The organism is Paenibacillus sp. EPM92, assembly GCF_016586185.1.
GTDB classification, from domain to species: Bacteria; Bacillota; Bacilli; order Paenibacillales; family NBRC-103111; genus Paenibacillus_G; species Paenibacillus_G validus.
Map to the genome: position 1 here is coordinate 1 of NZ_BCPS01000053.1, position 12,273 is coordinate 12,273.

Below are 12,273 nucleotides of genomic sequence, written 5' to 3' on the forward strand. Positions count from 1 at the left end.
CAAATTATGAATAAACGGTGAATTTTCCCGCTTGTAGAACCTAGATTTCCTTTATAAAAACATACTTTTAATATTGACAGTTAAAAGTATATCAAATATAGTTTTAAGTATAGTTTACAAAATAAAAAGAAAAGGGTGAATATATGCTAAAAGTTGGTGTGATCGGCTGCGGGGCAATTGCGCAAAGACGTCATTTGCCGGAGTACAGCAAAAGAAGCGATGTAGAAATCGTAGCCGTTTGTGATTTTAACCTGGAACGAGCTAAAGAAGTAGCTCAAACCTTCGGAGCGAAATTTGCGTTCCAAACGCATCAGGAGTTATTGGCATGCGAAGAGATTGAGGCTGTATCGGTATGTGCTCCCAACTTTCTTCATGCGTCCATTACGCTGGATGCGATTCATGCAGGGAAGCATGTACTTTGTGAAAAGCCGATGGCTACCAGCTTGGAAGAGGCGAAGAGTATGGTGGACGCTGCTTCTGAGAAGGGCGTTAAATTAATGATTGGCCACAGCCAGCGTTTTATGCCGGTACATCTCAAAGCGAAAGAAATACTGGATGAAGGAAAATTGGGGAAGGTATTAAGCTTTCAGACGACCTTCGGTCATTCGGGTCCGGAAAACTGGAGCGTGGATGGCAGCAAAAGCTGGTTTTTTAACCAGGATGAAGCCTTCGCCGGTGTGCTGGGAGACTTAGGAGTTCATAAAGCGGATCTGATTCGTTGGCTGTTGAACGATGAAGTCAGTGAAGTCAGCGCCATGTATGGAACCTTGCATAAAAATACGAATGTCGACGATCATGCGGTGATTACGATCAAAACGCACAAAGGTGCAATCGGGACATTGACAGCGAGCTGGACCTATTATCCTAATGAAAATAACTCCACGATCATTTATTGTGAGAAGGGAACTTTGAAAATAGGTACGGATGACAAGTTCGGCTTGATTGTCGAGCATCTGAACAAGCATCGTGAGTTGTATGAAATGGATAAAATGCAGACGAACGAAGCCGGCGGACAAACCGATTCAGGCATCATCGATCACTTCGTGGAAGGGATTTTGAGCGGACAGGGACATTCGATTACAGGAATCGATGGCTACAAGGCGCTTGAAATCGTACTGGCAGGCATACATGCTGCGAATGAAAAGAAAAATATTTCGTTGATTGCAACAATCTAAGTTTTTTCAACTAGAAATAAAATGTTTTTAGACTTACTTTTAACATTGACAGTTAAAAGGTATTGGAATATAGTTAATTTGAACGATATGTAAGCGATTAATTTACATCTGAATATAAGGAGGCCTCGATATGAAGTTGGGTTACCAGACGAATACATGGGGCGGAGTCGTTGGGCATCCGGCCGGCGTAACCTCAGTGAAGGATCTTTATTATTTAGCGAATGGGTCTACTGAGCAAGCGATTCAAGATATCGCTGCGGCAGGATACAAAGGGATTGAACTTTTTGACGGGAATTTGATGCAGTATGCAGACCGGCCCGAGGCGTTTACGGACTTGCTTAAGCGCTATGACTTAACCTTAATCGGCGTTTACACCGGAGCCAATTTTATTTATAAGGATATCCAGGACGATGAGTTTCACAAAATCGAGAAGGTTGCCGAATTCGCATCCCAATGCGGCGCGCAGCATCTTGTTATCGGAGGCGGAGCTATTCGCGCTGCGGGAATTTTGGATTCCGATTATACGGAACTGGCGCAATCGCTGGATCGTGCCGCGGCTATTGCGGTCAAATACAATTTGATTCCAAGCTATCATCCGCATCTCGGTACGATTGTGCAAGGACCGGATCAACTGGATCGAATTATGGAGCTTACGTCCATTAATCTGTGTCCGGACACGGCGCATATCGAAGCGGGCGGCGGCGACCCTGTGGCTACGGTGAAGAAATATATGGATCGGATCCTCTATATCCATTTCAAAGATTATGCGAACGGCGCTTTCTTGCCGTTAGGAGAAGGTCATCAGAACTTTGCTGAAATGGTAACCGCTTTACGCAAGAACAACTACAACGGTTGGATCACGGTCGAGCTGGATAGCTATGAGGATCCTTTAAAGGGTGCCCAAATCAGCAAGAAGTTTATTCAGGATCAATTAAATATAAATTAAGCAAAAAGTTGAAGGGGGTCATTTCATCATGAAGAAAGCGCTTTCCACATTATCGGTACTGACCTTGGCATTCAGCTTAGTATTAGCTGGTTGTGGAACTGGCGGCAATGGAAACGCCGGCGAAGCCTCGGGAAAAGCAGAGACGCCTGCCGCTGCACCGGCCAATGAGCAAACGGGTCCGCTGACAATTAACCAAAGCCTTCCGAACAAAGAAATTTTAAGTAAAGGTCCTAACGGTGAGAACGCTGTATCCGCCAAAACGCTGCAGTTGACTCCTGAAGAATTGGCCAAAATCAAGCAAGGAAATTATAAAGCTGCACTTGCTATGCACTATGCCGGTAACGACTGGTCGACAGCACAAATTAAAGGATTGAAAGAAACCTTTGCCAAAATGGGTATCGAAGTGATCGCAACGACAGATGCTAACTTCAAATCGGAGAAACAAGTATCCGACATTGAAACGATCTTGTCCAAAAAGCCGAATATCATTGTCAGTATCCCGGTAGATCCTGTATCTACGGCCGCTGCTTATAAAAAAGCCGCTGCTGAGGGCGTGAAATTGGTATTCATGGATAATAAACCGAACGGCTTGGAGCACGGTAAAGATTATGTCAGCGTCGTATCCGCCGATAACTACGGCAATGGCGTAGAAGCGGCTCATGTGATGGCGAAGGCGATTGGGGAGCAAGGGGATATCGGCGTTATTTTCCACGATGCGGACTTCTTTGTAACGAAACAAAGAACGGATGCATTTGAAAAAACAATCAAAGAGAATTATCCGAACATCAAGATCGTGGAGCGCGGCGGTATTGCAGGACCGAACGACGGCGAGAAAGTTGCTTCCGCTATGTTGACGAAGCATCCGAATCTTAAAGGGATCTTCGTAGTATGGGATGTGCCAGCAGAAGGAGCGCTTGCCGCTGCCCGTTCAGCCGGTAGAAACGATCTGGCTATTACGACGATTGACTTGGGCACGAATGTCGCGCTCGATATTGCCCAAGGCGGGATGATTAAAGGTCTCGGCGCGCAGCTGCCTTACGACCAAGGTGTCGCGGAAGCTATTCTGGCCGCTTATGCGCTGCTTGGCAAAGAAACGCCTCCATATGTAGCGGTGCCTGCGCTTCAAGTAACGAAAGAAAATATCCTGGATTCCTGGAAAACGGTATATCAAGTTGACGCTCCGAACACCATTCAAAACGCTGCTAAGAAATAATGAAATCATTCTTATATAAAGAGGAGAGAAAACAATGCGTAAATTAAATGTAGCTATGATCGGCGGAGGTTTCATGGGGAAGGCGCACTCGTTGGCTTATGCGGGAATGCCTATGTTTTTCTGGCCGGCTCCGGCTCTTCCTCAACGTAAGACGGTCGTGGATATCAACGACGAATTAGCGAAAGCAGCAGCAGATCGTTACGGATTTGAATCCTACTCTTCGGATTGGAGACGTGTTGTCGAGGATCCGGAGATTGACATTATCGATATCGTTACCCCGAACAACTCTCATGCGGAGATTGCGATTGCGGCTGCCAAAGCCGGCAAACATATCATCTGCGAAAAACCGCTTGCCAGAACTGGAGAAGAATCGAAACGGATGCTGGATGCGGTCACTGAAGCCGGCGTTAAGCATATGGTCGCTTTCAACTATCGTCGTACTCCTGCCGTGGCATTGGCCAAGAAGTATATCGAAGAAGGCGCTATCGGGAAAGTCCTCAATTTCCGCGGAACCTATCTGCAGGATTGGTCGGCGGATCCGGCCTCGCCGCTCTCCTGGAGATTCCGGAAGGATATTGCCGGCTCCGGAGCGCTGGGCGATATCGGCACGCACGTCATTGACTTTGCCCGTTACTTGGTTGGCGAAATTACTGAGGTTATGGGTGTGGCGAGTACCTTCATTAAAGAGCGTCCGATTCAATCCGGTTCTGTAGATAAATTGGGAACGGTGAAGGCAAGCGGCGACGTGAAGAAAGAAGCGGTAGACGTTGACGATGAAGTGAGCACCTTGCTTCGTTTTGAGAACGGCGCCGTGGGCAGCATCGAAGCTACGCGCAACGCATGGGGACGCAACAACTTCTTGACCTTCGAGATTCACGGCGAAACGGGTTCCATTTATTTCAACTATGAGCGTCGTGACGAGCTGCAGGTTTGCTTCTCTAACGATCCGAGCGACAGACGCGGCTTTAGAACGATTTATACCGGGCCTAATCATCCGTACGGCGAAGCGTTGTGGCCGATTCCCGCACTAGGCATTGGCTACACCGAAACCAAAATTATCGAAGCGCATGATTTTATTTCGGCTATTGTGAACGATACGGACGTTTCACCGAATTTCTACGACGGCTATCGAATTGCTGTCATTTCCGATGCGATTATTGAGTCTGCCAACAGCGAAAAATGGGTTAAAACGATCTAAGATCAAGAACTGCGAATGCGAATAAAGTGATTTTCTAACGGGGCGGAGTGCCGTCCCGTTAGAATCCTTGCAAAGGGGACTTCTTATGGAAACGCCATTTTTGGAAATGCGAGATATCTCCAAATCATTTAACGGAATCAAAGTTCTCGATAACGTCCATTTCGAATTAAAAAAGGGAGAAGTTCATGCCCTGATGGGCGGCAACGGTGCGGGTAAATCGACTTTGATGAAAATTTTGACGGGCGTTTATGAACTGGATGCCGGACAAATTTATATAAACGGTTCTGAAGTGCAGATCAAGACGCCGACCGATGCGGAAAAGAATGGCGTATCGATGATTTTTCAAGAGTTCAGTCTGATTCCTACATTAACGGTAGCCCAAAATATATTTTTGAGCCGGGAACCGAAAACAGCGATGGGGTTCATCGACGATAAAAAATGCGTGAAACTGACCAAGCAGCTGCTCGAAGAGCTGGATGTCGATATTAAACCGAATGACGTCGTAGCCGACTTGGGAGTCGGGTATTGGCAAATGACCGAAATTGCGAAAGCGCTGTCGAAAGAAACGAAAATATTGATTATGGATGAGCCCACATCCTCATTAACGAAGCGGGAAACGGAAGTGCTGTTTGAATTTATCGGACGATTGAAGCAAAAAGGAATTTCGATTATTTATATTTCGCACCGCATGGATGAAATTTTTCAAATTTGCGACCGAATTACGATCATGGGTGACGGACGTCACATCATCACGGCGGAAACAAGCCAATTGGATATGGACAGCGTGATTCAGCACATCGCCGGTAAAAACTTGGAAAAATTCGAATGGAAAGAACGAAAAGGCAAGTCTAACGAAACCGTTATTCTTCAAGTGGATAATTTGCAAACAAACAACCGGGTGAACGGTGTCAATTTCAAATTGAAGCACGGGGAAGTTTTGGGGATCGCGGGTTTAATGGGAAGCGGACGAACCGAAACGATGCGGGCGTTGTTTGGGATCGATCCGGTGACCGGCGGAGACATCTATATAAAAGGCCAGAAAACCGTAATCCGGTCGCCGCAAGACGCTATCCGCAGCGGACTTGCATTGGTGCCTGAGGACCGAAGAGTTCAGGGATTGATCCTGGATCTTCAAGTGAAAGATAACATTCTGCTGCCGTCCCTCTCGAAGATTACCAACGTCCTTGTCAATGACAAAAAAGGAAATGAAATTTCCGAGGAATGGGTCAAAAAACTGAACATTAAAACAGACTCCATTAACAAAACATCACGGCTATTATCCGGCGGTAACCAGCAAAAAATCGTGTTTGCCAAATGGCTGGCCAATTCGCCCGATATCATTATGTTAGATGAACCGACCATCGGGATCGATATCCGGGCTAAAGTCGAGATTATCGATATGGTACGCGATTTGGCCGATGAAGGAAAGAGCATCTTGCTTATTTCCTCGGAAATGACAGAGCTTCTGGCTGTCAGCGACCGAATACTCGTCTTTCATGACGGGAAAGTAGTTAAGGAATTTATGCGTGAGGACATCAAATCAGAGGAGGATTTGCAGCATGCAATCCAAGGCTTCTAGTGGAGTTTCATTGCTTAGGCAGTTTAATTGGAGACAATATATCGTTTATTTGGCCTTCATCGGCGTATTAATTTATTTCTCTGTGACTTTGAGCGATGAAGGATTTTTGACAACGAACAATATTTTAAACATTGTGCGCCAAACCGCGATCATTTCGATTATGGGCGTGGCGATGACCTTCGTCATCAGTACAGCTGAAATCGATTTGTCCGTCGGTTCCATCGCGGCGCTTTCCTCTCTAACGTCGGCCATGGCGCTGGAAGCGGGCTTCGGCATGATCGGAGCGATCGTTGCCGGTTTGGGCACAGGCTTCCTGATCGGGCTCATTAACGGATTGCTGGTGACGAAGGTCATCATCCCTTCCTTCCTCGTGACTCTAGGTATGATGGGCGTGACGAAGGGATTGGCGATGTGGGTGACCAATACGGCGCCGGTTCCGATTATTGACAAAACGTTTGTTTATATTTTCGGCTCCGGCGATGTCGGCGGTATTCCGGTCTTATTATTCTGGACGGTCATAGCGGTAGTGCTCGGGCACGTTGTTCTGCGGAAAACCGCATTTGGGCGAAGAACGCTGGCAACCGGGGGCAATCAAAGCGCCGCGAGATTTTCCGGTGTTAACGTAACGAAAACGAAATTGTATGTATTGATCGGCTCCGGCGTGATGGCTGGGCTTGCCGGGATGCTGTATGCGGGACGGATGCACTCCGGACGGTACACCTTCGGCGAGGGAGATGAATTGTCCGTTATCGCTGCCGTTATTTTGGGAGGCACCAGTTTGTTCGGAGGTGTCGGTACGGTCATCGGGACCGTCATCGGATCGCTGATGATCGGAACGATTAATAACGGATTGATTATTATGGGATTGGATGTCAGCCAGCAAATGATCGTGAAAGGACTCATCATCATACTCGCGGTGGCGTTCGGGCGAAAAGCTGTCGCCAAGTGATGGGAAGGGATTTGCTATGGGAAACCTACGAGCGGCGATATTGGGAGCGGGGTTTATCGGGCAAGCCCATATTGAAGCGATAAGGCGGCTTGGCTTTGTCGATGTGGTTGCAGTCGCACAGAATGGCCAAGAGAAGGCTGAAGAAGCTGCCAGATCGTTGAACGTTCCTAAAGCTTACGGGAACTATATGGACCTGCTGCAGGATAAGGATATCGATGTGATTCATAATTGTACGCCTAATTACCTGCATTATGAGACCAGTAAGCAGATCTTATTGCACGGGAAACACCTGCTCTCCGAGAAGCCATTAACGTTGACGAGCGAAGAAGCGAAAGAATTGTACCATTTGGCCAAAGGGAAAGATCTCGTAACCGGAATCAACTTTAACTACCGGCAATTCCCTATGGTTCAGCATCTGCGCGGTATGGTAAGGGAACATGATTTGGGCAATATCCGAATTGTCCGAGGCCATTATTTACAAGACTGGTTGTTGTACCAAACCGATTATAACTGGCGCATAGAACCCGAGTATGGCGGACGCACGCGTGTCATCGGCGATATCGGCTCCCATTTGTTCGACCTTGCACAATACGTGACAGGGGCGAGAATTACGGAGGTTCTGGCTGATACATCGATCGTTTACCCTATACGCTATAAACCGTTAAAGGGGCAGCAGACGTTTCAAGCAAGCGAACAGAAAGAGACCGAGCCCGTTGAAATCAAAACCGAAGATTACTGCTCGGTATTGGTCAAATTCGACAACGGATCGAGGGGCGTATTTACCGTTTCCCAAGTATCGGCAGGAAACAAAAATGCGCTGGAGTTAAATTTAGACGGCGACCTTGCTTCCGGTTCTTGGAAGCAAGAGGAGTCGTTTCGATTGGTCGTGGGATATCGGGACAAACCGAGCGAAACCGTCTTGAGAGACCCGAGTTTGTTGAAGAAAGAAGCGCTTCCCTTCCTGCACTATCCCGGCGGGCATGAAGAGGGCTGGACAGAAAGCCTCAAAAACATGATGCAAAACTTTTACGATGCTGTAAGATCGAAGTCCTTGATTTCGGATTCCGTCGCTTCTTTCAAGGAAGGGTATCAAATTATGCTGATTATCGATGCCATCGTGAAAAGCGCCGACACCGGAAGCTGGGTCAAAGTAGAGACGGTCAGTTAAGATGATCGTAATTCATATTCCATAGAGAATGAAGGTGCGGCCATTCGCTTGATAAGTAGATTTCAATCTGTTGGAACCAAGTTGTTCCTTATTTTTTTTATCAGCATCGTGACCTTTGTATTAACGGTTGGTTTAGTTTCCTATAATATCTCCAAAAATACGATAAGCAGTCAGGTTTCCAAAGCATCGTTGCAGACGGTCGTCCAAGCGAGCGAAAAGCTGGATTTTATGTTTCGTGATTTCGAAACGATATCCAGCCAAATCCAAACCAATACCGAGCTTATGGATCAGATGTGGAAGCTCCTGTATTTTGAGGTCGATCAGGATGAAAGAGTCGCCATCCATCGGAAAATATTGAGTTCGATGAACCTGTTGCTTCACTCGAATCCGAATGCCGAGGGCATTTACCTGTTGAACGAAAAGGGTTCTTTCGGTACATCGAATCAAAAAATTCCAACTCAATTTATGGAGCAGGATTGGTACAAAAAGACAATCGAAGGCGGCGGCAAGTTTTTCTGGCTTGCGCCTCGCGAGCGGGGTTATCTAGGTCTGGGGAAGGAAAACACCCAACTATTTGCCGTTGCACAAGTCTTGAAAAACTCATTAAACGAAACGGTTGGCGTACTGTTGATCGAGTTTGATGCGAATCTGCTGTCGGAAACCTTGGACAAGGTGAAGCTGGAATCGGGCAATGTGTTGATTCGGGAGTCTTCCGGTCAAGTCGTAGCAAGCACAGACCCGTCGTTTACCGATCAGGTTGCTTCGCTTAAGCTGGACGAAGCGGAGGGGCAATTCAGCATTAAGGCAAACGGGATGGAAGCTTTAGTCGTTTACAAGGTGTCCGATGTGACGAACTGGTCCTTAATCGGCTTTATTCCGAAGCAGTTTTTGTACGCCGAAGCTAATTATATTTTCCGTATCACCGTCCTGTGCGCAATCTCGGCCGCTCTGCTGGCTGTTGTCATCGGTTATTTAATTGTAAGAAGAGTCGGCAGACCGTTAATCCAAATTCGCGATTTAATGCAAACAGGAGCAAAAGGGAATTTAACCGTAAAGTCGGATCACAGAAGTAAAGACGAGATCGGCCAGTTGGGAAACAGCTTCAACGAAATGATTGAGAAAATCACATCGCTTATTAGCGATACAAGCGTTCTTGCAGGCAAAGTTCTTCATACGGCCAATGAGATCGTCTCCGGATCGGACAAAACTTCGACTTCCGCCAAAGAGATTGCGATGGCTACGGAAAGTATCGCCTCAGGAGCCGGAACACTGGCCGAGGAAGCGATGCGCAGCAATGAAATCACGCAAAACACCCAGCTGCAGCTGTTGTCGGTGGCGGAGAGCAATTCGGAAATTTCGGCATCCGCATCTGAAGTCATGCTGATAAGTAATGAAGGCATTCATCATATGAGCAACCTCATGACAGATACTTACACAGCCGAAGATACTTTGCGTACAATGGCCGACAAAATGGGACGGCTGCAAGAAAGTACCGGATCCATCGAAAAAATCATCCAGGTGATGGAGCAAATCAATAACCAAACCAATATTTTGTCATTGAACGCAGCCATTGAAGCCAGCAGGGTCGGCGCAGCAGGTAAAGGATTTATGGTGGTTGCCCAAGAAATGCGAAGCCTTGCCAGCCAATCGAGGGAATCGATCCAGGTCGTCTCTGGGATCATCCATGCGATTCAGGAGGAGATTACAGGAACGGTCTCCTCGTTCTTGGAATCGCGGCAGATTTATTCCGCTCAAGTGAATGCCGTCAAGGAAGCGAATGCGATATTTCAGAGCGTGCACGATTCGATGGAGCATGTCATCAGCAAATTAGGCGACAGCACGTTGTTGATTCAGCAATTGAAGGAATCGCAAACCGCCCTTGGCGAATCGATCGGCAACGTTAGCGCGGTATCCCAGCAAGCGTCCGCCGTGTCCGAAGAGGTTGCCTCTCAGAGCAGCGAGCAGTTGAAAATCAGCCGTGAGCTTGTTGGGCTGTCGACGCAGCTCAAGCAGTTGTCGGATGCGCTGAAGGAATCCTTATCCAAGTTCAAAATAAGTGAATAGGATGCATGCTGACGGGGCTATCCTAAAAGTTTAAACAGACTTCCGGGATAGCCCCTCGTGTTTAAGTATGGAAATAGAAAATGATTTACTATTAGATGGAGGGCCTTTATATTAGATTAGGATACAACCGTCCAAACCAACGCTTGTTACAACCTGCAAGTGTTGTTTTGTATTTAGAAATATGAAAGTGGTGAAATAACGTTGCTTTCCATGACTGCAAATGTTCTCCAGATCATAAGAAGAGCTAAGGATCCGATGGCCAAAACGGATGTAGCAGCCGTATCCGGGCTATCCTTATCCGCTGTATCAGACCATATCGAACGTTTGCTCAAAGAAAATTTAATACAAGTTTCCAATATAGGAAATTCAAGCGGCGGCAGAAAGCCGAGGCTGTATACGTTAAATAAAGACGTCGGTTATATCATTTCGGTCGAATTAGGAACGTCCAGTGTCCAAGTGGCACTAACGGATTTTGACTGTAATATTTTATGTTATGATCGTTCGCCGGTTAACCTGAGCGAAGGTCCGGAGACCGTATTAACGTATATTTATAAAATGGTAGAACAATTGATGCTCGAACATCATATCAGTAAGAGCACGGTATTAGGGATCGGCATCGGAATTCCCGGCCCCGTCGAATTTGCTTCCGGCCTGCCGATTTCACCGCCGATTATGCCGGGATGGGACCGCTATCCGATCCGGGAGTTCTGGTCTCAATATTTTGATTGCCCCTGTTATGTCGATAACGATGTAAACATTATGGCCTTAGGGGAACATGCCAAGGGATTAAACTTCGAAATAGACAATTTAATTTATATTAAAATCGGGACGGGTATCGGCGCAGGGATCATCTACGACGGCAAACTGTATCGCGGCTCCAGCGGCAGCGCCGGGGATATCGGCCATTTTGATGTCGGTGCGGATGTCAACTGTTGGTGTGGCAATACAGGCTGTCTAGAGGCGGTTGCAGGTGGGAAGGCGATTGCCTCGAAGGCGAAGGAGCTGGCATTGGCCGGGAGAAGCGATTTCTTGCTTGATATCGTAGAGGAAAAAGGAGGGCTAACGCTTAAAGACATAGGCCTGGGCATTCAAAGACTGGATTCCTTATCGGTGGAGTTAATTCGCGATAGCGGTGCTTTAATAGGGCGAGTCCTCGCATCTCTCGTTAATTATTCCAATCCTTCATTAATCTCGATTGGCGGCGGCGTATCCGAATTTGGCGATATTGTATTGGCAGCTATAAGACAAGGGATTTATCAGAGATCCCTGCCGCTCGCAACCCGTAATTTAATCATTAATAAATCGATTCTTGGACGAAAGGCCGGATTGATTGGCGGAGCTTTTATGACCATAGATCAACTAATCATCAATTCTACGGATGACAATGCGCATACGTTTTTTGAACCGAAAGCCAAGCTTCAATAACCGTTAAACCACGGGATCCTTCGTTATGTGCAATGAATAGCCTTGGAGACTCCACTTGTCCTGTGAGCGGGCCTGAGTGGGGAGTCCTCGGGGCTTTTTCGTTGTGGCTGCCGTAAGGCAAGGAATGATTTTGGACTTGCAAACCCATATCAAAATGTGGTACATTACGATTCCGGCTGTTGATAGAGCAGCGGATGCAACCCGAGTTGAAAGCTTCTGGGCATGGCGGATATACCCCTTGAATGGAAGAATAAAAACGCAGTTGCCAAATCGAATCGGATGTGGTACATTACGATTCCGGCTGTTTGATAGAGCAGCGGATGCAGCCCGAGTTGAAAGCTTCTAAGCATGGCGGATATACCCCTTGAATGGAAGAACAAAACGCAGTTGCCAAATCGAATCAGATGTGGTACATTACGATTCGGCCGTTGAAACAATCGGCGAATGCAAACAAGTTGAGAACTTCTGAGCATGTGGTTAGACCCCTTGAATGGAAGAAAAAAACAAGTTGCAATAACGATTTGAATGTGTTACATTACGAAGCGTTGTGAAATTG

The 12,273-nt window shown here is 46.9% G+C and carries 10 protein-coding genes; 9 read left to right on the forward strand and 1 reads right to left on the reverse strand.

The features are described 5' to 3' along the window. Positions 1-143: 143 nt before the first annotated feature. The 9 genes from JMF85_RS10165 (at position 144) to JMF85_RS10205 (ending at position 11,717) form a co-directional block, all read left to right on the forward strand. Entirely contained in the window at positions 144-1,175 is a 1,032-nt protein-coding gene (locus tag JMF85_RS10165) for a Gfo/Idh/MocA family protein (RefSeq protein ID WP_155614580.1), read from the forward strand. 130 nt (positions 1,176-1,305) lie between these two features. Further along, a complete protein-coding gene (locus JMF85_RS10170) occupies positions 1,306-2,121 on the forward strand; it encodes a sugar phosphate isomerase/epimerase family protein (protein WP_127604744.1) in 816 nt (271 codons plus the stop codon). Positions 2,122-2,149: 28 nt separating this feature from the next. Next, positions 2,150-3,334 carry a substrate-binding domain-containing protein gene (locus tag JMF85_RS10175; protein ID WP_127604742.1) on the forward strand — a complete coding sequence of 395 codons (1,185 nt, stop codon included), beginning with the start codon at positions 2,150-2,152 and terminating at the stop codon, positions 3,332-3,334. Positions 3,335-3,368: 34 nt separating this feature from the next. Next, positions 3,369-4,532 (forward strand): levoglucosan dehydrogenase, encoded by a 1,164-nt coding sequence (locus JMF85_RS10180; RefSeq protein WP_054799207.1) that lies wholly within the window; start codon positions 3,369-3,371, stop codon positions 4,530-4,532. An 85-nt stretch (positions 4,533-4,617) separates the two neighbouring features. Next, positions 4,618-6,111 carry a sugar ABC transporter ATP-binding protein gene (locus JMF85_RS10185; RefSeq protein WP_127604740.1) on the forward strand — a complete coding sequence of 498 codons (1,494 nt, stop codon included), beginning with the start codon at positions 4,618-4,620 and terminating at the stop codon, positions 6,109-6,111. Next, entirely contained in the window at positions 6,092-7,060 is a 969-nt protein-coding gene (locus JMF85_RS10190) for an ABC transporter permease (protein ID WP_054796372.1), read from the forward strand. The genes JMF85_RS10185 and JMF85_RS10190 overlap by 20 nt, the downstream gene beginning before the upstream one ends. Positions 7,061-7,076: 16 nt before the next feature. Then, the gene (locus JMF85_RS10195) at positions 7,077-8,228 is read left to right on the forward strand and encodes a Gfo/Idh/MocA family protein (RefSeq protein ID WP_127604738.1); all 1,152 of its coding nucleotides are present in this window, start codon (positions 7,077-7,079) and stop codon (positions 8,226-8,228) included. 48 nt (positions 8,229-8,276) lie between these two features. After that, positions 8,277-10,292, forward strand: a complete 2,016-nt coding sequence (locus tag JMF85_RS10200; RefSeq protein ID WP_127604736.1) for a methyl-accepting chemotaxis protein — start codon at positions 8,277-8,279, stop codon at positions 10,290-10,292. A 255-nt stretch (positions 10,293-10,547) separates the two neighbouring features. Next, a complete protein-coding gene (locus JMF85_RS10205; RefSeq protein ID WP_164751714.1) occupies positions 10,548-11,717 on the forward strand; it encodes an ROK family protein in 1,170 nt (389 codons plus the stop codon). A 164-nt stretch (positions 11,718-11,881) separates the two neighbouring features. On the opposite strand, the gene JMF85_RS10210 is transcribed toward JMF85_RS10205, so the two are convergent. Beyond that, positions 11,882-12,067 (reverse strand): hypothetical protein, encoded by a 186-nt coding sequence (locus JMF85_RS10210; RefSeq protein ID WP_201318149.1) that lies wholly within the window; start codon positions 12,065-12,067, stop codon positions 11,882-11,884. Positions 12,068-12,273: the final 206 nt, after the last annotated feature.

Bases quoted from the DNA above. Each gene is read 5' to 3' on its own strand.
- JMF85_RS10170 (WP_127604744.1), top strand. From the start codon at position 1,306: ATGAAGTTGGGTTACCAGACGAATACATGGGGCGGAGTCGTTGGGCAT.
- JMF85_RS10185 (WP_127604740.1), top strand. From the start codon at position 4,618: ATGGAAACGCCATTTTTGGAAATGCGAGATATCTCCAAATCATTTAAC.
- JMF85_RS10190 (WP_054796372.1), top strand. From the start codon at position 6,092: ATGCAATCCAAGGCTTCTAGTGGAGTTTCATTGCTTAGGCAGTTTAAT.
- JMF85_RS10175 (WP_127604742.1), top strand. From the start codon at position 2,150: ATGAAGAAAGCGCTTTCCACATTATCGGTACTGACCTTGGCATTCAGC.
- JMF85_RS10195 (WP_127604738.1), top strand. From the start codon at position 7,077: ATGGGAAACCTACGAGCGGCGATATTGGGAGCGGGGTTTATCGGGCAA.
- JMF85_RS10180 (WP_054799207.1), top strand. From the start codon at position 3,369: ATGCGTAAATTAAATGTAGCTATGATCGGCGGAGGTTTCATGGGGAAG.
- JMF85_RS10210 (WP_201318149.1), bottom strand. From the start codon at position 12,067: ATGCTTAGAAGCTTTCAACTCGGGCTGCATCCGCTGCTCTATCAAACA.
- JMF85_RS10205 (WP_164751714.1), top strand. From the start codon at position 10,548: ATGGCCAAAACGGATGTAGCAGCCGTATCCGGGCTATCCTTATCCGCT.
- JMF85_RS10165 (WP_155614580.1), top strand. From the start codon at position 144: ATGCTAAAAGTTGGTGTGATCGGCTGCGGGGCAATTGCGCAAAGACGT.